Genomic DNA, 22,362 nt, shown 5'->3' with positions numbered 1-22,362 from the left:
GTGCGGGTACTTGCACCACAATTGGAGATGAATGACCGAAATTGACGCAGCATGTCACCTGTAATTTCTGACAGTAGACCCGCCCCTGTTCCCTCCTTTAACGTCGACAAACCTCGATGGTCGTTGTGAAAAGGAGATTTTCAATGGGCTCGACACACCACTTGGCATCGCTCGCCCCGGTCTATCGCAAGGCGCTAAAAACCTGGCGCCCGGTGATCCTGTATTTCGGCGATGAACACTGCCCAGCCTGTGAGTGGGCAGAACCGGTCTTTCGCGAGGTTGCCCAGCGCTATCGTCATCACGCGAATATTTATGTACTGAACACCCGTGAATCGCCCCGGCACCCGAACGTTACTGGCACACCGACGGTGTTGTTTTTCAAGGACGGGCGATTGCGGAAGAAGCTCAAGGGCATTGGCACCCGAGAGACGCTGGAGGAGGATTTCGCCAGCCACGTTGGCAGGCTCAGGCCGCGATACGTGCCGCATCAACCGAGTCACGATCTGGCGTGGTTGCGCCAGACGTTGCGCGGGTTATGTACGGTGCCGAGGGCTTTTGAGCGGGTGAATTGTCGAAGCGGGTGTTAGGGCTTGGGAGCGATGGCGTTTGGCAGGACGCTATCGCGAGCAAGCTCGCACCCACATTGGATCTTCAGTGCTCACACGACCCGTGTGGGAGTGAGCCTGCTCGCGAACAGGCTATGAATCCCGGAAAAAAACTAGCGGTCGACACACACCAGCAGCACCCGCGTCACCCGCCGCTCTTCAACGGCCACCACTGTCATTCGCCAGCCCTGCCATTCCAGGCTGTCGCCGATCACCGGCAATCGATCCAGCAAGCTCACGACCAACCCGGCCAGGGTCTGATAGTCCTCGGTAGGTTCAGCCCCAAACCCGGTCCGCTGCCGAACCCGTGTCAGGTTCAACGCGCCGTTGACCAAATACCCGCCTTGCTCCTCCACCACGTCCGGGCCTTCGATTTCGCTGGCGTCGGGCAGTTCGCCGGCAATCGATTCCAGAATGTCGGTCATGGTCAACACCCCCACAAAGTCACCGAATTCATTGACCACGGACGCAATGTGCGTCGAGGCCTGGCGCATCTGCTCCAGCGCATTGAGGATCGAGTAGCTGTCCAGCAAGTTAACGGTCTTGCGCGCCAACTGCTCCAGATCCGGCTCATTGCCGGCCAAATACTCTTTCAGCAACTCCTTCTTGTGCACGAAGCCCAGCGGCTCGTCCACAGCGCCGTCACGGATCAACGGCAAGCGCGAGTAGGACGAATGCATCAGCCGCGTACGAATGGTAGGCGCATCATCGGCCAGGTCGATGTAATCAACGTCGGCACGCACGGTCATCAGCGTGCGAATCGGCCGCTCGGCCAGTTGCAGTACGCCGCTGATCATCACCCGCTCGCGGCGGCCGAACAGTGCCTCTCCCGGTGACTCACCGTTGTCCAGCAAGTCGGCTACCTCCTCACCGACTTCCTCCACTGCCATGCTGCGAGCGCCGAGCAAACGCAACACCGCATGGGCCGTTCGCTCGCGCATTGGCCGCAGCCCCTGGAGGGATTTCTTGCGGCGAGCGCGGGCGATCTGATTGAACACTTCGATCAGGATCGAAAAACCGATGGCCGCATACAGATAGCCTTTGGGAATGTGGAAACCCAACCCTTCGGCCGTCAACGCGAAACCGATCATCATCAAGAAGCCCAGACAAAGCATGATCACTGTCGGGTGCGCGTTGACGAAACGGGTCAGCGGTTTGCTGGCGACGATCATCAAGCCGATGGAGATGATCACCGCGATCATCATCACCGCCAGTTCATCGACCATGCCCACAGCGGTAATCACAGCGTCGAGGGAGAACACCGCATCGAGCACCACAATCTGCGCCACGATCGGCCAGAACATCGCATACGCGGCGTTGGTCGAGCGCTGGCCGACATGGCCTTCGAGCCGTTCGTGCAATTCCATGGTGGCCTTGAACAGCAGGAACACTCCACCGAACAGCATGATCAGGTCACGACCGGAGAAGCTCTTGTCGAACACCTCGATCAGCGGCTGCGTCAAGGTGACCAGCCACGAGATACTCGCCAGCAAGCCCAGGCGCATGATCAGCGCCAACGATAAACCAATGATTCGCGCACGGTCGCGCTGCTCGGGCGGCAATTTGTCCGCAAGGATCGCGATAAACACCAGGTTGTCGATGCCGAGCACCAGCTCCAGCACAATCAACGTCAATAAGCCCAGCCAAGCGGTGGGGTCAGCTAACCATTCCATAAAAACGTCTCGATCTCTTCAGTGAATTCAGAATGCCAGGCACGGCAAGGCGCGGCGCAGAGGCCGTGGGATTGCAATGACGAAGTGTTTTGAATGTCGAAAGACCGGGTGTTTCAAGAGCGCGCAATGGCGCGATGAGGAAGGATAACCGGGAGGCTCCAAGAGGGTGTTCATGCAAGTCCTGAAAGACAAAAGGACTTGGATCGTACAGCCGAAACCGATAATTCCTACAATCGAAAATCATTTCAAAATTTGTAGTCAGCCTGGAATAAACCCTGACCGGGCTCGTCGTACTGCCACTGAAATCGTTCAGTAGCCACCACGAGAGCACCGCCATGAAAAGCCTCCTGTCCGCGCTGTTTCTGATTGCCCTCAGCGGCACTGCCGCCGCTGCGTCTGCCGCCACCGCCAGCACCTCGAATGTCGAGGACTACAGCTATTCGACACCGTTGAATATCGCCAAGGTCGTCAATATCACCCGCGGCGACTATTGCGGCATTGGCCCACGGGAGATGACCTACGTCGACACGATGGGCGCTACCCACATCCTGCGCTACCAGGCATTCGGTGATTCGTGCATCGATCAGAATTGATGTTTGAGCGACGCCATCACCCGCTCGGCATTCGCCTCGCAGGCTATCCCTTCGGGCCTTGCCTGGATGCCTTCAATCACCCCCAGCAACTTCGCCTTGCTCTGCGCCAGGTGAAGTTGCATCTGTTCGATCTGCTCGACCTTGCGCAGCAGCCCCGCCAATAATTCTTCGTGCTTGAACTCGCCCGTCACCGTATCCGGCAACAATTGCTTCAGCTCTTCAAGGCTGAACCCGGCCTGCTGCGCGCACTGGATGATCATCAGTGTTTGCAGGACTTGTGCGGGATAGCGCCGGTAGCCGTTGGCCGAACGCTCTACCTGACGAATCAATCCCTGAGACTCGTAAAAGCGAATGCGCGATGCATTCAATCCGCTCAACTGCGCCAATTCACCAATCTTCATCCCGGCCTCATTTGCCTGCTTGACATTAAAGTTAACTTTAAGCTTAGCCTCTACTCTTCACTGATGAGGAGTCAAGCATGTCGCCCTTCCAAGCGTTGAATCTGCCCAACGGCCAGACCGTCGGCAATCGTATTGCCAAAGCCGCCATGGAAGAAAATCTCGCCGACACCAGGCAAGCACCGTCAGGCGCATTGCTTCAGCTGTATCAGGCCTGGGCTGAGGGCGAAGCCGGACTGTTGCTGACTGGCAATGTGATGATCGACCGCCGCGCCATGACCGGCCCCGGTGGCGTCGTGCTGGAAGATGAACGCGATCTGCAGCGCTTTCGTCAGTGGGCGGCGATCGGGCGTTCCGGTGGCGCGCAGTTCTGGATGCAGCTCAATCATCCCGGCCGCCAGACCATGGCCAACCTCGGTCAACAAGCCTGGGCACCGTCCGCCGTTGCGTTGGACCTGGGTGCGTTTTCCAAGATGTTCGCCGAGCCCAAACCGATGTCCGAAGACGATATCGCCGAAGTGATCGCACGCTTCGCTACCAGCGCGGCCCTCGCGGAAAACGCCGGGTTCACGGGCGTGCAGGTTCATGCGGCACACGGTTACCTGATCAGCCAGTTCCTCTCGCCGTTGACCAATCGCCGCACCGACCATTGGGGCGGCTCACTGGAGAACCGCGCGCGCTTGTTGCTGGACGTGGTCCGCGCCGTTCGCCGCGTCGTCTCACCGCAGTTTTGCGTGTCGGTGAAACTCAACTCTGCGGACTTCCAGAGGGGCGGATTTGACGCCGACGATGCTCGCCAAGTGATTGTGTGGCTCAACGAACAAAGCATCGATCTGCTCGAACTTTCCGGCGGCAGTTACGAAGCCCCGGCCATGCAAGGCGAGGCCCGCGATGGCCGCACGTTGGCGCGCGAAGCCTACTTTCTGGAAATGGCCGGTGAACTGGCCTGCGTCGCGCAGATGCCGGTGATGGTGACGGGCGGCATTCGGCGCCTGGCCATCGTCGAGCAGGTGCTAGACAGCGGCATCGCCATGGCGGGTATCGGTACGGCACTGGCGGTTGAACCGCAGTTGGTCAAACACTGGCGCGAAGGCCGCGACAGCCATCCGCAATTGCCGCCGATCCTGTGGAAGCGCAAACCGTTGGCCGCACTGGCGAACATGGCAGTGGTGAAGTTTCAGCTGCATCGATTGAGTCGCGGGCGCAAGCCTCGCCCGCAGGTGTCAGCGGTGTGGGCGTTGATTCTTGATCGGTTGTACATTGGCCGGCGTACGCGGCAGTACCGGCAGGCGATGGGTAAATAACCTAAGCTAGACACGATGATGGCATATTAGTATCGTTTCGGCGCCCGTCCGGGACGATACTCTGCATTCCCGATTCAAATCCGGAAGACGAGGCGCATCATCAGCCATGGAAGTCGAGTGTTTACAATGCTAACCGTTATTAACGTAGGTCAAGGCGACGCCTTTATTCTGAATCCGGGACAAGGTTGTGATTTAGGCGATCCGCAGCTTCTGATAGACACAGGTCCCGCCAAGGCCAATATCGAAAGCATTCTGAGTCCCGGTGTTTATCGGTTACTGATCACCCACTCGCACGAAGACCATATCGGCGGGGTACCACGACTATTAAAATCAAAGAAAATCAACATACTCCAAACTTACATCCCTTATTATCTTCCGGAAATAACAAAAATATATGGCTATCTAAAAAGACACACAAGTGAAAAGCTGAAACAACCAAACTGGAAGTTAATCAGCAAGTTACGCCCGCAACTGGTCGCACAAGGAGATACTTTGTGCACCCACGCAACAATATTGAACCCACCTCGTCACCCCGAAGAAATTTTCCGCGACCTCCGTACCGCCGACACGTCAATAGAACAAGCGCTTACTATTCTCTCGGAAGATTATGGAATAGACCTTCCTGAAGACGAAATAATCAATTATGTCTCACCGCTGGTTTTGCAGGACGATGTCGAAAGCGAGTTGGAGTATGGTTTTTTGGCGCGAAGATTCGTGCATTTGTTCTTCATCACGCTCCTTGACTCACTAGCCGGCGCTTCAAAATCGAACATAGACTACTATGTTTCTCGGCACATCAAGCTAAATTCGAATCGAGCCAGCGTTGTATTCAAACACCGGCATTCAAGCGGTAATTGGTTATTTACAGGCGACGCCGATAATTCTGTCTTCGAGCGACTGATTGAGGAGCGTACGGACATATCTGCCACTTTCCTGAAAGTGCCGCATCACGGAAGTCGAGAAAATCTTTCCAACAGCACGATGCTCGCGATCAAGCCTAAACATGCAATTATCAGTCACAACAATCGGAAGTTTGGCACATCCAATGACCCCCATCCGCACAATGAAGTGATTGACTTGCTCGATCGACACAGAGTCGAATGCTACTACACCAACGAAGTCATAAAGAAAAGTGCAGTGATCAAGAGCCAAACCAGCGGTGTTGTTCTGAAAGGACTAATTAACTTTATTTAGTTCTGCGGACTGTCGCACCACTGATAACGTATCAGTGGTGTCGATCAACTCATTGTTCCAGGTGGAGCAAAGGCATCGATATGCAGGTAAGTGGCGCATAAATCACTTGCCAACTGCTTGGACCGGCATAACCGAATCGGGCCTCTTTCAATATCCACCAGCAACATGGGGCAATTCAGTGCTGGCAGATTAGACCACTCCTTCAATCGACCATCCGTGACCAGCAGCACACGCTGCTGCTCCGCCGGGAAGCGCTTTTTCCGAATCGCCAACCAACGCCCCGCCTCACCAAGCGCCGCCAACAGCGGCGTGCCACCGCTTGCGCCCAACCCATCAAGCCAGTTCCGCAAACCGCTGGACGCTTTCAAGCCTTGCACCTGCCATTTCGGCACATTGCCGCTGGCCGTCAACAACGCCAACCGCGCACGCTGACGGTAGGCATCGTCAAATAGCTGCGCCAGTAAACCCTTGGCATCGCACAACGCCTGATGACGCCTCGTCGAGGCCGAGGCATCGACAATCACCAGCCACAGTTCATGAGCGCTTCGAGTTCGCAGGTGAAACAGCACATCGCTGCGCTGACGTGGCCGCCCCTTGAGCAAGGTGCCGGGCCAGTTGATCGAGCCGCTGCGTGCGGCATGGCGTTTGCCCTGTTTGCCGTTGTCCAGCCGTCCTGCGCGGGGTTTGGCATTCGCCCCCGCGTCAGATCGAGGGCGAATGCCTAGGGCTTTTTTGGCCAACTCGGCACTTCACGGCGGGCGCCAACCGGGAGCGCCTGGGCGGGCATTTCACCCCATTGACCCTGGCCTTCGCTCGGGGCGGACTGTTGCGGGGATGGCGACTGAGTGTGTTGCTGTGTCGGCGGTGATTGCTCACGGCGGCGATGGCGCAAGGCGAACTCGGCGACAGCGTCGATATCGGTTTCGGTGATCGCATTCGCACCGCGCCATGCGGCGTGGGCGCGAGCGGCACGCAGCCACACCAGGTCTGCGCGCAAGCCATCGACGCCGGCAGCAAAGCAGCGCTCAGTGATCAGCGCCAACGCTTGATCGTCGAGGGGGATGCTCGGCAAAAGGCTGCGGGCCTTCTCGCACCGTTCGCGCAGCGACTGCTGTTGGTGTTCCCACTGCGCGCAAAAGTGCTGCGGATCGCTGTCAAAATCGAGACGCCGACGGATGATTTGCCCCCGCTCGATCGGTGCGGTGTGGCCGCTGAGCGCGACGTTCAGGCCAAAGCGATCGAGCAATTGCGGGCGCAGCTCGCCTTCTTCCGGGTTCATCGTGCCGATCAGCACAAACTTCGCGGAATGCCGATGGGAAATACCATCACGCTCGATCAGGTTGGTGCCGCTGGCGGCGACATCGAGCAACAGGTCCACGAGGTGGTCGGGCAGCAGGTTGACCTCATCGACGTAGAGCACGCCACCATCGGCCTTCGCCAGTACGCCGGGAGAGAATTGCGCACGCCCGTCGCTCAGCGCGGCATCGAGGTCGAGGGTGCCGACCAGACGTTCTTCCGTGGCGCCCAGCGGCAAGGTGACGAACTGACCGCTGGCCAGCAGGTCCGCGAGGCCCCGGGCCAGAGTGGATTTGGCCATGCCGCGCGGGCCTTCGATCAGCACACCGCCGATTTTCGGGTCGATGGCGGTCAGGTACAGGGCGAGCTTCAAGTCGTCGGCGCCGACCACGGCGGATAAGGGGAAATGCGGGGTGTCGGTCATCTTCAATACTCGGTCATGGTCGGTGGCAGGTGAACCTTGAACCTGTGGGAGCGAGCTTGCTCGCTCCCACAGGGATTTGCGGTGCATCAACTGTCTTCTTCTATATCCAGCAACAGGTTTTCCAGGGCCTCGCGGTACTCGCCCGGCGCCTTCCACATCCCCCGCTGCTGCGCTTCCAGCATCCGTTCGGTCATGTCGCGCAAGGCGTGCGGATTGTGTTCGCGAACAAACTCCCGAGTCGCCGGGTCGAGCAAATAAGCGTCGGCCAGCAACGCGTACTGGTGATCATCAATTAGCTGCGTCGTTGCGTCGAAGGCAAACAGGTTATCGACCGTCGCCGCCAGTTCAAACGCGCCTTTGTAGCCGTGACGCTTGACCCCGTCGATCCACTTTGGGTTGGCCGCCCGGGAGCGGATCACCCGGTTCAGTTCTTCTTTCAACGTGCGGATCTTCGGCAGATCCGGCTGACTGTGATCGCCGTGGTAACTGGCCGCTGTTTCACCGCTGAGGCTTTCCACGGCAGCAAGCATGCCGCCCTGGAACTGGTAATAGTCGTTGGAATCGAGCAAGTCGTGCTCACGGTTGTCCTGGTTTTGCAGCACCGCTTGCACCTGACTCAAGCGCTGGGCGAATTGTTCACGGGCGGCGGTGCCTTCGTCGGAGCCGCCGTAAGCATAGCCGCCCCAATTCAGGTAAACCTCGGCCAGGTCGTCACGGCTTTGCCACAGTCGCCCGTCGATGGCGCCCTGCACACCGGCGCCGTAGGCACCGGGCTTGGCACCAAAAATTCGCCAACCGGCCTGACGGTTCGCGGCGTCTTCATCCAGGCCCGATTGCATCAGCGCTTCACGCTCGGCGCGCACTTTGGCAGCCAAGGGATTGAGGTCGTCGGGTTCATCCAGCGCTGCGACCGCTCGCACCGCCGCATCGAACAGACGGATCAGGTTGGCAAACGCATCGCGGAAGAACCCGGAAACGCGCAAGGTCACGTCCACACGTGGACGGTCGAGCAAGCTCAGCGGCAGGATTTCGAAATCATCGACGCGCTGACTGCCCGTGGCCCAGACCGGGCGCACGCCCATCAGCGCCATGGCTTGGGCAATGTCGTCGCCGCCGGTGCGCATGGTCGCGGTGCCCCACACTGACAGGCCGAGCTGGCGCAGATGATCGCCATGGTCTTGCAGGTGTCGTTCGAGGATCAGGTTGGCGGACTGGAAACCGATGCGCCACGCAGTGGTGGTGGGCAGGTTGCGCACGTCGACCGAATAGAAATTGCGCCCGGTTGGCAGCACGTCCAGGCGACCGCGACTGGGTGCACCGCTCGGGCCGGCGGGGACGAAGCGGCCGTTCAAGGCGTCGAGCAGACCGCGCATTTCGGCTGGGCCGCAGGCGTCGAGGCGTGGGGCGACGACTTCGCACAAATTGTCGAGGATGGCGTGCACTTCCGCCCAACCAGGCTCACTCCTACAAGGTCCGGGTTCGGTCGACAACGTTTGGGTAATGAGTTGAGCGGCGAACAATTCCAGGCGTTCACGGGTATCCCCCGTCGTGCGCCAGGCTTCATCGGTGAAGGTTTGCAGTTCAATGGGACGCGGCCCGCTCCAAGGCTCGGCCAACGCACAATCCAGTGGATCGAAACCCAACTCGAACGCCTTGGCCAATGCCCGCAGCAAACTCGATTGCGCGCCACGCCCATCGCCACGCGGAATCCGCAGCAAAGCCAGCAAGGTGTCGATGCGCAACCGCCCTGTCGGTGATTCGCCAAAGATGTGCAAGCCATCGCGAATCTGCGACTCCTTCAAATCGCACAAATACGTGTCCAGCCGCGGCAACCAGATCGCCGCATCAGCATCGCTGTCGAGTTTTTCGTCCAGTTGCAGCTCGCGATCAATATGCGTGTCGCGCACCAGTTGCAAGATGTCGCGCTGCAATTCACGGGCGCGGCGCGGATCGAGCAGTTGCGCCTCGTAATACTCGTCGGCCAGCAGCTCAAGGTTGCGCAGTGGGCCGTAGGTTTCAGCGCGGGTCAGCGGCGGCATCAGGTGGTCGATGATCACCGCTTGGGTGCGGCGCTTGGCCTGCGCGCCCTCGCCCGGATCGTTGACGATAAACGGGTAGATGTTCGGCAGCGGCCCGAGCAGTGCATCCGGCCAGCAGCTTTCCGAGAGCCCGACGCCTTTGCCCGGCAGCCATTCGAGGTTGCCGTGTTTGCCGACATGAATCACGCCGTGGGCGCCATAGGTGTTGCGCAGCCAGAAGTAGAACGCCAGATAACCGTGGGGCGGCACCAGGTCCGGGTCGTGATACACCGCGCTCGGGTCCACCTGATAACCGCGTGCCGGTTGAATACCGACGAAGGTCAGGCCAAAACGCAGGCCGGCAATCATCATCCGCTCGCCACGGTACATCGGGTCGTTTTCGGGCGTGCCCCAGCGTTCCAGCACGGCCTGGCGATTGGCCTCGGGCAAGGCGTCGAACATGCGCTGGTATTCGTCCAGCGCGAGGCTTTGATGACACGGACGCTGGTCGAGGGTATCGAGGTCGTTGCTGACGCCGCCAAGCAATTGCTGGATCAACGCAGTGCCGCTGTCCGGTAACTCGGCCGGCAACGGATAACCTTCCTGATGCAGCGCACGCAGGATGTTCAACGCAGCGGCTGGCGTGTCGAGGCCGACTCCATTGCCGATCCGCCCATCGCGGGTCGGGTAGTTGGCGAGAATCAGGGCAATGCGTTTTTCGCGGCTCGGCACCCGCGCCAGATCGATCCAGCGTCGCGCCAGTTCGGCGACGAAATCCATGCGTTCCGGTTGCGGTCGATAACACACCACGTCCGACTGACTGCGCTCGCTGCGCCACGCCAGGTCCTTGAAGCTGATCGGGCGGCTGATGATCCGACCGTCCAGTTCCGGCAGCGCAATGTGCATCGCCAGGTCGCGCGGGCCGAGGCCCTGCTCGCTGGCGCGCCAACCGGGCTCGTTGTCCTGGGCGCAAATCGCCTGGATCACCGCAATGTTGCGGCGAAACGGTCGCAAGTGCGGCGCTTCGGGGCTGGATTGGGCGAAACCGGTGGTGTTCAGAATCACCCCCGCCTCGACTTCATCCAGCCAATCCTCGACCACCGTCAGGCAGCCGGGCTCCTTCAAACTGGCCACGGCAATCGGCAAAGGGTTTAGCCCGGCCGCTTGCAAACGCTGGCAGAAAACATCGATGAAAGCGGTATTGGCCGCTTGCAAATGCGAGCGGTAAAACAGCACCGCCGCCACCGGTTGATCGGGCTGCCAGTCGGCCTGCCAATCGCTCAGTTCAGCGGGACTTTTTTGTGGGTGGTAAATCGCTGTGCGCGGCAGGACTTGCGGCTCGGCCCAGGTGTACTCGCGGTCCAGCCAGCGATTCGCGAGGCAGCGGAAAAAATCCAGGGCATTGCCCATGCCGCCCTGACGCAAAAATTGCCAGAGCCGGTCACGGTCTTCGGCAGCGACGGTGCTCAAGTCACTGAGTTCCGGGTCCGGCCGATCATCGCCCGGCACCAGAATCAGCTGCACGCCCCGCTCGGACAATTGCACCAGCCGCTCGACGCCATAACGCCAATAGGCAATGCCGCCGTGCAGCGAGATCAGGATCACCTTGGCGTGGCGCAGCACTTCATCGACATACAAATCGACCGAGGCGTGATTCTGCACCTGCATCGGGTTGGCCAAACGTACGCTCGGGTAGTCGTCGGGCAGTTGCTGCGCGGCTTCGGCCAGCAGCGCCAGGCTGGAATCGCCGCTGCACAGGATCACCAGTTCGGCGGGGGTTTGTCCAAGGTCGGCGATGTTGTCATCCGACACGAAACCGCCGGGCTGGGTCCTGAGCAGGTGCATGACTTAAACGCTGAGCGCGGCGCGCAATTGCGCTTCGAGTTCGGCGGCGTCCAGTTCCTGGCCGATCAAAACCAGGCGCGTGGTGCGCCCTTCCTCGGCTCCCCACTGGCGGTCGAAGTGCTTGTCGAAACGCGTGCCCACCCCCTGAATCAGCAAGCGCATTGGTTTGTTCGGGATTGCCGCGAAACCTTTGACGCGCAGGATCCCGTGCTTGACCACCAGTTGAGTCAGGGCGTCCATCAGCAGGCTTTCGTCGGCTTGCGGCAGCTCAATGGAGATCGAGTCAAATGCGTCGTGGTCGTGATCATCTTCACCTTCGTGGTGATGATCGTGGTGACTGTGACGGCTATCGATGTGTTCTTCGGAGCCGGCGCCGAGGCCAATCAATACTTCCAGTGGGACACGACCGCTGCTGGCCTCGATGACTTTTACCGCAGGCGGCAGTTCTTCGGCGACTTCGAGGCGTACGCGGTCCAGGTCTTCAGGGCTGATCAGGTCGGCCTTGTTGAGGATCACCAGGTCGGCGCTGGCCAGTTGGTCGGCGAACAATTCGTGCAGCGGCGATTCGTGGTCCAGGTTCGGGTCGAGTTTGCGCTGGGCGTCCACTTGATCCGGGAACGCGGCGAAGGTGCCTGCGGCCACGGCCGGGCTGTCGACCACGGTGATCACTGCGTCAACGGTGCAGGCGTTGCGGATTTCCGGCCATTGGAAGGCCTGGACCAGCGGCTTTGGCAGGGCCAGGCCCGAGGTTTCGATAAGGATGTGATCGAGATCGCCGCGACGGGCCACCAGTTCACGCATCACCGGGAAGAATTCTTCCTGAACGGTGCAGCACAGGCAACCGTTGGCCAGCTCATAGACACGACCGTTGGCTTCTTCTTCGGTACAGCCGATGGAGCACTGCTTGAGGATTTCGCCGTCAATGCCCAGCTCGCCGAACTCGTTGACGATCACCGCAATGCGACGGCCTTGGGCGTTGTCGAGCATGTGCCGCAGCAAGGTGGTTTTGCCCGAGCCGAGGAAGCCGGTAACGATGGTGACGGGGAGTTTGGCCAGTGTTTTCATCGGATGCCCTTTGGCAAGGTGGCGGGCATACGGGACGACGACCGCAGCAGCACACGCTGCGCGGAAGATTTCGCCACCGGATCACCCCGCCCGGTTGAAAGTCAGAATCTGTGTCGAGGCAGGTCTCCTGGCTGACGGCTGGCCAGTCGTTTGACTGGCGGTTGCTGCGCCTTCCCGCTCGCGCCATGGCTGGCGCATGCAGTGGCATGGCAGAAACTGAACCGTTCACAGTTGCGGGGGCAGCCGCGGCATTGACCGCGTTCCCTTCTTAGCTTCGGCAAACGCCGAAGAACCTCGAAAGCGCAAGGCTACGCATCGGGCTGGGGCGGGTCAATGTCTTGTAGCGGCCAATAGGACGCTATCGCGAGTTGAGAACCCTTGCCAATTGACGCGAATCCCCCGCCCATGCTCTCCTACGCATCTTGTTACGGGTGCCCTTCATAGGGTGAAACGGGAAACCGGTGAATCATGTGCTTTACTCAAAGCCATGTCAGTCCGGTGCTGCCCCCGCAACGGTAAGCGAGCGAAGCATCAAATCCACTGTGCCAGCAGTTCGGCATGGGAAGGTGATGCTTGCAGGTCAAGGCGAAAGCCAGCGCCCCTCGTGAGCCCGGAGACCGGCCCGCAACACAAAGTGACCGTTACGGTCACTGAACAACAAACCCGCGGTGGGCGGGCGCTGTTTGAACGTCTGCGCGCCCGGCTCGCAGGGGTTTTCCATGCGCTCTATTCACCCGCTGACAGACCAGAGGGATGCGCCATGTCGATCATCAGCAGCACCGGCCACACAACGACCAGCACCACTTCCACCCTGACTCAACGCCTGACCGCCGCCATCTGTGCGTCGATCCTGGGCGCTTGCCTTGTGTATTTCGCCGGTTTCTCGCACATCGAAGCGGTGCACAATGCCGCGCACGATACCCGTCACAGCGCTGCGTTTCCGTGCCATTGAGAGCTGACGAGATGATCAAGCGTATTGCGCAAACCGCAGGGTTCACGGGGCTGCTGGCCGCCCTGCTGCTGACCTTGCTGCAAAGCTTCTGGGTCGCACCGCTGATTCTTCAAGCGGAAACCTACGAGAAAGCCGAGCCGGCAGTGGTTCAACCCCATAAACACGCCGATGGCGCCATGGCCGCGCACACCCACGACGCCGAATCCTGGGAGCCGCAAGACGGCTGGCAGCGCGTGCTGTCGACCACTGGCGGCAATCTGGTGGTGGCCGTGGGTTTCGCCCTGATGCTCGCCGGCCTCTACACTCTGCGCGCACCGACCAAAACGTCTCAAGGCCTGCTCTGGGGTCTGGCCGGTTATGCAACGTTCGTCCTCGCACCGACCCTGGGCCTGCCGCCTGAACTGCCGGGCACCGTTGCTGCAGATCTGGCGCAACGGCAAATCTGGTGGATCGGCACTGCCGCTTCAACCGCTGTCGGCATTGCGTTGATCGTTTTCGGCCGTCACTGGCTGATGAAAGTGCTGGGCGTGGCGATTTTGGCCGTTCCGCACGTGATTGGCGCGCCACAACCGGAAGTGCATTCGATGCTCGCGCCGCAAGCCCTGGAAGCTCAATTCAACATCGCTTCGCAGTTGACCAACGTAGCGTTCTGGCTGGCCCTGGGCCTGATCAGCGCCTGGTTGTTCCGCCGCAAAAGCGATGGCCAATACCACGCATGACTGAGGCCAGCACAGCGCCGACGCTAGTGGTCGGCCTGGGCTGCCAGCGCGGCTGCCCCGCCAGCACGCTGCGGGCATTGCTGGATCAGGCGCTACAGGCTCATCAAATCGGGCTTCATGAGATAAAGGCACTCGCCAGCATTGACCTGAAGCGCGATGAGCCTGGCCTGATCGAACTTGCGGAACAACTCGCACTGCCGTTGATGTTCTTCAGCAGTGAACAATTGGCTGGATACCACACCAGCCTCAGCCATCGTTCCGACATCGCGTTCGAACGCACCGGCTGCTACGGCGTAGCGGAAAGTGCCGCCCTGGCACTGGCCGAACAGCTGGTTCAGGCTCCGGTAAAACTGCTGATCTGCCGACAAAAATACGCGCAAGCAACCCTGGCATTGGCTGGCGCTGCATAAAATCCCCGATAATCGCGCATTCGATCATGAGCAATCTTCATCTGAAGCGTTGCCCGGCCTCTTTTTTCACAGGAAACGACGATGACCGTCTACTTTATTGGCGCGGGACCCGGCGACCCGGAACTGATCACGGTCAAAGGCCAACGGCTGATTCGCAGCTGCCCGGTGATCATCTATGCAGGCTCACTCGTGCCGGCAGCCGTGCTGGAAGGCCATCGCGCCGAACAGGTGGTCAACAGCGCCGAATTGCACCTGGAACAGATCATTGATCTGATCAAAACCGCCCACGCCAACGGTCAGGACGTGGCGCGGGTGCATTCCGGCGATCCGGGTCTGTATGGCGCGATTGGCGAGCAGATTCGCTACCTGCGTGAACTCGACATTCCGTTTGAAATCATTCCTGGCGTGACGGCGACTGCGGCGTGTGCAGCGCTTTTAGGGGCTGAACTGACCTTGCCGGACATCTCGCAAAGCGTGATTCTGACCCGCTACGCCGACAAGACCGCCATGCCGCCGGGCGAGGAACTGGGCAGCCTGGCGCAGCATGGGGCGACCATGGCCATTCATTTGGGCGTGAATCATCTGGAGAAAATCCTCGCTGAGCTGCTGCCGCATTACGGCGCGGACTGCCCGATTGCGGTGATCCACCGGGCGACGTGGCCGGATCAGGATTGGGTGGTGGGTACGCTCCAGGATATTGCCGCAAAGGTCGAGGCCAAAGGGTTTCGGCGCACGGCTTTGATTCTGGTGGGACGGGTGTTGGGGAGTGATCAGTTCAGCGAGTCGTCGCTGTATCGTGCGGGGCATGCGCATCTCTATCGCCCATAGGGCCCCATCGCGAGCAAGCTCGCGATGGGGCCACTGAATTTCACCCGTAAAAAAACGGCGCTCACGGGGCGCCGTTTTTCATGTCGCAGCGAACACCTTAGTAGTAGGCGTTTTCTTTCTGCGTGTGGTCAGTCACGTCACGCACACCCTTGAGCTCAGGAATACGCTCAAGCAACGTGCGCTCGATGCCTTCCTTCAGGGTCACGTCCGCCTGGCCGCAGCCCTGGCAACCGCCACCGAATTTGAGCACGGCAATGCCGTCTTCAACGACATCGATCAGGCTGACCTGACCGCCGTGGCTCGCCAGCCCCGGGTTGATCTCGGTTTGCAGGTAGTAATTGATGCGCTCGTTGACCGGGCTGTCGGCGTTGACCATCGGTACTTTGGCGTTTGGCGCCTTGATGGTCAGCTGGCCGCCCATGCGGTCAGTGGCGTAGTCGACCACCGCATCGTCCAGGAAGGCTTCGCTGAACGAGTCAATGTAAGCGGTGAAGCTTTTGAGCCCCAGCGCCGTGTCTTCAGGTTTTTCTTCGCCCGGCTTGCAGTAGGCAATGCAGGTTTCGGCGTACTGGGTGCCAGGCTGGGTGATAAAGACGCGGATACCGATACCCGGGGTGTTCTGCTTGGAGAGCAGGTCAGCCAGGTAATCATGGGCGGCGTCGGTAATGGTTATAGCGGTCATGGAAACTCCTCGCAGGCTTGGGCGCAGTTTACGCCAATCAACGCGCCGCACAAAGTCCTAGTATTTTTGTCGGGAAAGAAACTCCATTCACTCCTACAGGGGGACGCGGTGGAATTCAGAGGTTTTGGTAGCGGTTCATATCCAGCACACCCTCTTCCACCGGGTCGGTCTCGTGAACGTAGCGGTTAAGGTCGTGGAAATAGAACCAGAATTGCGGATGACTGCGCCGAATTCCCCAACGTTCGACGATTTTCTCGAAGCCGTCATCATCCTTGGCGTTTTCCATTGCATCGACGAAAGCCGGCACCTGGTCGGCCGGGATATTGAATATGAAATTCGGGTAGCTGCTGAGTACGCCCGGGAAAATCGTCAATGTGTCCAGCCCCGGCTGGTAGCGCAATGACTCACCCAACAGGAACGCCACGTTGCTGTGCGCACGGTTGCGCAGCAGGCTGTAGACCTCGCGCTTGCCGCTCGTCGTTTCGATGCGCAACATCGTCGCTTCCGGCAACTGGTCGATGACTTTCAAGCCCGCCGCCGGCCTCGATGTCAGGCGACTCAAGGCCTGTTCGGCGCCCTGCAAGGCCGGGTCGATGTTCGGTCGCGAGCAATAGGCGCCGTCGCAGCGGTTGATCGGGTCGGGGGTGGTATTGAGTTCGCCGTAACGGGCCAGCAACTGTTGGGCGAAGTCGCGCTTGGGGTCCTTCTCGTCGAGTTTCAACGCAGTCGGTTTGTCGTCATCGATGGACTCATAGTCCAGCCACATCTTGAACTTGCCGCTGTTCTGGTACCAATCGTCAAGGTAGGCGTCCCGGGAGTCCGCTGGCATCAGACGCAGGAAGTTCTGCTCGGCGCCGTTACGGATAAGGTCGAAGTACAAACGGGTCTGGGCCTGGTGAGAAACGTTGCCGAACACGTCGAAGTTCACCGCCAGTTGATAATAGGTGCGCTCCAGCAACGGGAAGTCGAACAGCCAGATCGTTTGCGGCACATCGCCGATCAGGCCTTTATTCACCGATGCACTGTCAAAGTGCCGGAAGATGCTCAGCAGCGCGTTGTCATTCCCTGCCCACAAGGCCGACCAGCTCGGTGCCGGTGCTTCGGCGTAGCTGTCCCGGCGCAGTGCTTCGTACTCGTTTCGCTTGTCGCGGTAGTCATGCCACAGGCTCAAGACACTGCCGACATCATCGTTTTGGCCCGGCATGGCGAGCAACGGCGTCGCCTGGCCGCGGTAGTTGGGATCGATGATATAGAGGTCGTGTTCAGGGGCCTGGAACAGCGCCCAGAAGTTATCGCGGATCACGTCCGTGGCAATCTGGCCACGGCAGACCGGGCCACGAATAAAGGTGCGTACGAAGTATTCGGCGTTATCCAGCATGAACTGGTAGCGCGCCTGCGCCGGGATCGCCTCGAAGGTAGCGAACGGATTGGCCCGCCGTTCAGGTCCGTAACCTGGCGAGGCGTTGACCTGCCAATCGCCGCTATAGAACAGACTTTTGACCCGCGCCATCTTCGCCGCACTCAACGGATAGGTGATGTGAGTCTTTTGCACAATCACGCCCTGCACCGGCCACAGGCGGTAATACACCTGAGTGCCCGGGTCGTCATTCGGGCGCCGGGTGTTGATCAGGTCAATCGGCTGGCCGGTGGGCGTGCGCGAACGCACCCACTGGAAGAAGTGCCCGGGTTCGCCGTCCTTGAAGTAGATATGCGCAAGAAACCAGTGTTCGAACAACCAGCGCGCCACCAGGCTTTGCCGGGAACCGGGCGCGTTGAGCAGATTTTCCCATTGCACCACCTCCTGTGCTTCTTTTGCGCTTGGCACCAGCCCCACCTCATCGATCGGCGCACCTGACGCCAGCCAGCGCTGCAGCGTCTGATATTGCTGATCGGTCAAGCCGGTGACCGCCAGCGGCATGCCCTCCTTGGGATGGGAACTGGCGTAACTGTCGAACTCTGCCGGCATGGCGCACATGTTTTCCCGGTTCAGACCGAGAACGATGTCTTGCGGTAATTTGATGTTGGGTTGCAATGGGGTTTTGTGGCCCAGTTCCAGCATCCGTGCCATCAACGCGGCCTGACTGCCCTGGGCGTCAAGCATCGGATAGAAGCCCTTCTGCTGCCAGGCGTGCTTGCCGAACGCGTCGTAAAACAGCCGGGTCGGTGCCGCAGCGGTGCTGCGGTCGCCGTCGTAGACCGTGACTTTCGTGGCGCCACGCGCAGCCCCTTCGCCACTGCCCAGATTGAGCTGGCAGGGTGCATCGTTGCACGCATGGCAAGCGACGCACTTTTCGGTAAAGATCGGTTGGATGTCACGGCTGTAGGAAATCGCAGAGGCCATGGCCGGACCTTGCGCCGCGGCGCCCCAGCTTAAAAGCAGCATGAAAATGCTGGTGATGACGCGATACGACATATCCCTGGTCCCAATCATGAAAAATCGCGGCGATTCTACCGGTCAACCCTCCCCACCAACATGAACGATATTCATGCAAAACCGGGTAATGCTCTAAAAGCGCACAGGTTTGCTATGATCCCGTCCCTTCGTCATGGTCTTTCCGAGTAGTCCAAATGTCCGATCGCAGTGTTCGCCTTCAAGCTCTCAAGCACGCCCTCAAAGAGCGCATCCTGATTCTCGATGGCGGCATGGGCACGATGATCCAGAGCTACAAGCTCGAAGAGCAGGATTACCGTGGCAAACGCTTTGCTGACTGGCCAAGCGATGTCAAAGGCAACAACGACCTGTTGGTGCTGACTCGCCCGGATGTGATTGGTGGTATCGAGAAAGCCTACCTGGATGCCGGCGCCGATATTCTGGAAACCAACACGTTCAACGCCACCCAGATTTCCCTGGCCGACTACGGCATGCAGGGCCTGGCGTATGAGTTAAACGTAGAAGGCGCACGCCTGGCCCGCAAGGTCGCCGACGCCAAGACCCTGGAAACTCCGGACAAGCCACGCTTCGTCGCCGGCGTCCTGGGCCCGACCAGCCGCACCTGCTCCCTGTCGCCGGACGTAAACAACCCCGGCTACCGCAACGTAACCTTTGATGAGCTGGTGGAGAACTACACCGAATCCACCAAGGGCCTGATCGAAGGCGGCGCCGACCTGATCCTGATCGAAACCATCTTTGACACCCTGAACGCCAAAGCAGCGATCTTCGCCGTACAAGGGGTGTTCGAAGAATTGGGTATCGAGTTGCCGATCATGATTTCCGGCACGATCACCGACGCCTCCGGCCGTACCCTCTCCGGCCAGACCACCGAAGCGTTCTGGAACTCCGTGGCTCACGCCAAGCCGATCTCGGTTGGTTTGAACTGCGCCCTCGGTGCCAGCGAATTGCGTCCGTACCTGGAAGAGCTGTCGAACAAGGCCGGCACCCATGTTTCCGCACACCCGAATGCTGGCCTGCCGAATGAATTCGGCGAGTACGACGAGTTGCCGGTGGACACCGCCAAGGTTATCGAGGAATTCGCTCAAAGCGGTTTCCTGAACATTGTCGGCGGCTGCTGCGGCACCACCCCCGGCCACATCGAAGCCATCGCCAAAGCCGTGGCCGGTTACGCACCGCGTCAAATTCCGGAAATCCCCAAGGCCTGCCGCCTGTCGGGCCTGGAACCGTTCACCATCGACCGCAGCTCGTTGTTCGTCAACGTCGGCGAGCGGACCAACATCACCGGCTCGGCCAAGTTCGCCCGCCTGATCCGCGAAGACAACTACACCGAGGCCCTGGAAGTCGCCCTGCAGCAGGTCGAAGCAGGCGCCCAGATAATCGACATCAACATGGACGAAGGGATGCTCGATTCGAAGAAGGCCATGGTGACCTTCCTCAATCTGATTGCCGGCGAGCCGGACATCTCCCGCGTCCCGATCATGATCGACTCCTCCAAGTGGGAAGTGATCGAAGCTGGCCTGAAATGCATCCAGGGCAAGGGCATCGTCAACTCGATCAGCATGAAAGAAGGCGTCGAGCAGTTCATCCATCACGCCAAGCTGTGCAAACGCTACGGCGCCGCCGTAGTGGTAATGGCCTTCGACGAAGCCGGCCAGGCCGACACCGAAGCGCGCAAGAAAGAAATCTGCAAACGCTCCTACGACATTCTGGTCAACGAGGTCGGTTTCCCGCCGGAAGACATCATCTTCGACCCGAACATCTTCGCCGTGGCCACCGGCATTGAAGAACACAACAACTACGCTGTGGACTTCATCAACGCTTGCGCTTACATCCGCGACGAACTGCCGTATGCGCTGACCTCGGGGGGCGTGTCCAACGTGTCGTTCTCGTTCCGAGGCAACAACCCGGTGCGTGAAGCGATCCACTCGGTGTTCTTGCTGTACGCGATCCGCAATGGCCTGACCATGGGGATCGTCAACGCCGGTCAGCTGGAGATTTACGACCAGATCCCGCAAGAGCTGCGCGAGGCCGTCGAAGACGTCATCCTCAACCGCACCCCGGAAGGCACCGACGCCCTCCTCGCCATCGCCGACAAGTACAAGGGCGATGGCAGTGTCAAGGAAGCCGAGACCGAAGAATGGCGCGGCTGGCCGGTCAACAAGCGCCTGGAACATGCGCTGGTCAAGGGCATCACCACGCACATCGTTGAAGACACCGAAGAGTCGCGCCAGTCGTTCGCCCGACCGATCGAAGTGATCGAAGGCCCGCTGATGTCCGGCATGAACATCGTTGGCGACCTGTTCGGCGCCGGCAAAATGTTCCTGCCGCAAGTGGTGAAATCCGCCCGCGTAATGAAACAGGCCGTGGCCCACTTGATCCCGTTCATCGAACTGGAAAAAGGCGACAAACCGGAAGCCAAGGGCAAGATCCTGATGGCAACGGTGAAAGGCGACGTGCACGACATCGGCAAGAACATCGTCGGCGTGGTGTTGGGCTGTAACGGCTACGACATCGTCGACCTCGGCGTGATGGTCCCGGCGGAGAAAATCCTGCAAGTGGCCAAGGAGCAGAAGTGCGACATCATCGGCCTGTCGGGCCTGATTACGCCTTCGCTGGATGAAATGGTCCACGTCGCCCGTGAAATGCAGCGTCAGGACTTCCATCTGCCACTGATGATCGGTGGCGCAACCACCTCCAAAGCGCACACGGCGGTGAAGATCGAGCCCAAGTACAGCAACGACGCGGTGATCTACGTGACGGACGCCTCCCGCGCCGTGGGCGTGGCGACGCAGTTGCTGTCCAAGGAGCTGAAACCGGCGTTTGTCGAGAAGACCCGCCTGGAGTACATCGACGTTCGCGAGCGCACCGCCAACCGCAGCGCCCGCACCGAGCGCCTGAGCTACCCGGCTGCGATCGCCAAGAAGCCGCAGTTTGACTGGAGCACTTACGTACCGGTCAAACCGACGTTCACCGGTTCCAAGGTGCTGGACAACATCGACCTCAAGGTTCTGGCCGAGTACATCGACTGGACGCCGTTCTTTATCTCCTGGGACCTGGCCGGCAAATTCCCGCGCATCCTCGAAGACGAAGTGGTCGGCGAAGCCGCGACCTCGCTGTACGCCGATGCCCAGGAAATGCTAGCCAAGCTGATCGATGAAAAACTCATCAGTGCCCGCGCGGTGTTTGGCTTCTGGCCGGCCAACCAGGTGCGCGACGATGACATCGAAGTCTACGGCGACGACGGCAAGGCGATTGCCAAGCTGCATCACCTGCGCCAGCAGATCATCAAGACCGACGGCAAGCCGAACTTCTCCCTGGCCGACTTCGTCGCGCCCAAGGACAGCGAAGTCACCGACTACGTGGGCGGATTCATCACCACCGCCGGCATCGGCGCCGAAGAAGTGGCCAAGGCTTATCAGGACGCTGGCGACGATTACAACTCGATCATGGTCAAAGCCCTGGCCGACCGCTTGGCCGAAGCCTGCGCAGAATGGCTGCACCAACAAGTCCGTAAAAACTACTGGGGTTACGCCAAGGACGAAACGCTCGACAACGAGGCGCTGATCAAAGAACAATACACCGGCATCCGCCCTGCTCCGGGCTACCCGGCGTGCCCGGATCACACCGAGAAGTCAACGCTGTTCAAACTGCTGGACCCCGAAGCCGAAGAGCTCAAGGCCGGTCGCAGCGGCGTGTTCCTCACCGAGCACTACGCGATGTTCCCGGCGGCGGCGGTCAGCGGCTGGTACTTCGCTCACCCGCAGGCGCAGTACTTTGCGGTGGGCAAGATCGACAAGGATCAGGTGCAGAGCTACACCTCGCGCAAAGGTCAGGAGTTGAGCGTGACCGAACGTTGGCTGGCCCCGAACCTCGGGTACGACAACTAACCAACCGACTGGCCACACTACTGTGGCCAACCGTGATCCCCTGTGGGAGCGAGTCTGCTCGCGAAGGCGGTGTACCA

17 protein-coding genes and 2 riboswitches are annotated in these 22,362 nt (G+C 59.9%); of the genes, 9 read left to right on the top strand and 8 right to left on the bottom strand.

Annotated features, from left to right (window positions below; translation table 11 throughout):
* Positions 1-143 precede the first annotated feature (143 nt).
* Entirely contained in the window at positions 144-587 is a 444-nt protein-coding gene (locus J2X66_RS20600) for a thioredoxin family protein (protein ID WP_310267746.1), read from the top strand.
* Positions 588-718: 131 nt separating this feature from the next.
* Here J2X66_RS20600 and J2X66_RS20595 read toward each other — a convergent pair whose 3' ends face one another.
* Positions 719-2,278 carry a TerC family protein gene (locus J2X66_RS20595; RefSeq protein ID WP_310267743.1) on the bottom strand — a complete coding sequence of 520 codons (1,560 nt, stop codon included), beginning with the start codon at positions 2,276-2,278 and terminating at the stop codon, positions 719-721.
* A 335-nt stretch (positions 2,279-2,613) separates the two neighbouring features.
* Between J2X66_RS20595 and J2X66_RS20590 the strand changes: the two genes are divergently transcribed.
* Positions 2,614-2,871, top strand: coding sequence for a DUF2790 domain-containing protein (locus J2X66_RS20590; protein ID WP_310267738.1), 258 nt, complete (start codon positions 2,614-2,616; stop codon positions 2,869-2,871).
* Here the strand turns inward: J2X66_RS20590 and J2X66_RS20585 are convergent.
* Positions 2,862-3,272: a MerR family transcriptional regulator gene (locus J2X66_RS20585; protein ID WP_027923776.1), complete on the bottom strand. Its 411-nt coding sequence runs from the start codon at positions 3,270-3,272 to the stop codon at positions 2,862-2,864. The two genes, J2X66_RS20590 and J2X66_RS20585, sit on opposite strands and share 10 nt — an antisense overlap.
* Positions 3,273-3,349: 77 nt before the next feature.
* Between J2X66_RS20585 and J2X66_RS20580 the strand changes: the two genes are divergently transcribed.
* Positions 3,350-4,573, top strand: a complete 1,224-nt coding sequence (locus tag J2X66_RS20580) for an NADH:flavin oxidoreductase/NADH oxidase family protein (protein WP_310267735.1) — start codon at positions 3,350-3,352, stop codon at positions 4,571-4,573.
* 126 nt (positions 4,574-4,699) lie between these two features.
* The gene (locus J2X66_RS20575; RefSeq protein WP_310267732.1) at positions 4,700-5,767 is read left to right on the top strand and encodes an MBL fold metallo-hydrolase; all 1,068 of its coding nucleotides are present in this window, start codon (positions 4,700-4,702) and stop codon (positions 5,765-5,767) included.
* Between the two features lie 44 nt (positions 5,768-5,811).
* Here the strand turns inward: J2X66_RS20575 and J2X66_RS20570 are convergent, their stop codons facing one another.
* The 4 genes from J2X66_RS20570 to cobW all read right to left on the bottom strand — a co-directional run bounded on the left by J2X66_RS20570 (position 5,812) and on the right by cobW (position 12,415).
* Positions 5,812-6,507, bottom strand: coding sequence for a VWA domain-containing protein (locus tag J2X66_RS20570; protein WP_310267729.1), 696 nt, complete (start codon positions 6,505-6,507; stop codon positions 5,812-5,814).
* The gene (locus tag J2X66_RS20565) at positions 6,489-7,487 is read right to left on the bottom strand and encodes an AAA family ATPase (protein ID WP_310267725.1); all 999 of its coding nucleotides are present in this window, start codon (positions 7,485-7,487) and stop codon (positions 6,489-6,491) included. The genes J2X66_RS20570 and J2X66_RS20565 overlap by 19 nt, the downstream gene beginning before the upstream one ends.
* Before the next feature lie 86 nt (positions 7,488-7,573).
* Complete coding sequence (gene cobN / locus J2X66_RS20560) at positions 7,574-11,350, bottom strand: cobaltochelatase subunit CobN (protein ID WP_310267722.1); 3,777 nt, start codon at positions 11,348-11,350, stop codon at positions 7,574-7,576.
* A gap of 3 nt (positions 11,351-11,353) precedes the next feature.
* Entirely contained in the window at positions 11,354-12,415 is a 1,062-nt protein-coding gene (gene cobW, locus J2X66_RS20555; protein WP_310267719.1) for a cobalamin biosynthesis protein CobW, read from the bottom strand.
* Between the two features lie 99 nt (positions 12,416-12,514).
* Positions 12,515-12,727: riboswitch (cobalamin riboswitch) on the bottom strand.
* 100 nt (positions 12,728-12,827) lie between these two features.
* A riboswitch (cobalamin riboswitch) is annotated at positions 12,828-13,056 on the top strand.
* Between the two features lie 119 nt (positions 13,057-13,175).
* Here cobW and J2X66_RS20550 point away from each other — a divergent pair.
* The 4 genes from J2X66_RS20550 to cobM all read left to right on the top strand — a co-directional run bounded on the left by J2X66_RS20550 (position 13,176) and on the right by cobM (position 15,324).
* Positions 13,176-13,367: a CbtB-domain containing protein gene (locus J2X66_RS20550; protein ID WP_310267716.1), complete on the top strand. Its 192-nt coding sequence runs from the start codon at positions 13,176-13,178 to the stop codon at positions 13,365-13,367.
* Positions 13,368-13,378: 11 nt separating this feature from the next.
* The gene (locus J2X66_RS20545; protein WP_310267713.1) at positions 13,379-14,086 is read left to right on the top strand and encodes a CbtA family protein; all 708 of its coding nucleotides are present in this window, start codon (positions 13,379-13,381) and stop codon (positions 14,084-14,086) included.
* Positions 14,083-14,496 carry a cobalamin biosynthesis protein gene (locus J2X66_RS20540; RefSeq protein WP_310267710.1) on the top strand — a complete coding sequence of 138 codons (414 nt, stop codon included), beginning with the start codon at positions 14,083-14,085 and terminating at the stop codon, positions 14,494-14,496. Before J2X66_RS20545 ends, J2X66_RS20540 begins: the two co-directional genes overlap by 4 nt.
* Before the next feature lie 81 nt (positions 14,497-14,577).
* Complete coding sequence (gene cobM / locus J2X66_RS20535; RefSeq protein WP_310267708.1) at positions 14,578-15,324, top strand: precorrin-4 C(11)-methyltransferase; 747 nt, start codon at positions 14,578-14,580, stop codon at positions 15,322-15,324.
* A 97-nt stretch (positions 15,325-15,421) separates the two neighbouring features.
* Here cobM and nfuA read toward each other — a convergent pair whose 3' ends face one another.
* Together nfuA and J2X66_RS20525 are read right to left on the bottom strand one after the other, a co-directional pair.
* Entirely contained in the window at positions 15,422-16,006 is a 585-nt protein-coding gene (nfuA, locus tag J2X66_RS20530) for a Fe-S biogenesis protein NfuA (protein WP_007946504.1), read from the bottom strand.
* 115 nt (positions 16,007-16,121) lie between these two features.
* Complete coding sequence (locus J2X66_RS20525; protein ID WP_310267702.1) at positions 16,122-18,419, bottom strand: fatty acid cis/trans isomerase; 2,298 nt, start codon at positions 18,417-18,419, stop codon at positions 16,122-16,124.
* A gap of 155 nt (positions 18,420-18,574) precedes the next feature.
* Here J2X66_RS20525 and metH point away from each other — a divergent pair, with 155 nt between their 5' ends.
* A complete protein-coding gene (gene metH, locus J2X66_RS20520; RefSeq protein ID WP_310267697.1) occupies positions 18,575-22,285 on the top strand; it encodes a methionine synthase in 3,711 nt (1,236 codons plus the stop codon).
* Positions 22,286-22,362: the final 77 nt, after the last annotated feature.

It is taken from the genome of Pseudomonas sp. 3296 (assembly GCF_031456615.1).
Classification (GTDB): domain Bacteria; phylum Pseudomonadota; class Gammaproteobacteria; order Pseudomonadales; family Pseudomonadaceae; genus Aquipseudomonas; species Aquipseudomonas mucoides.
The sequence above is the reverse complement of the archived record's forward strand: the minus strand, read 5'-3'. Positions and strand labels throughout refer to the sequence as shown.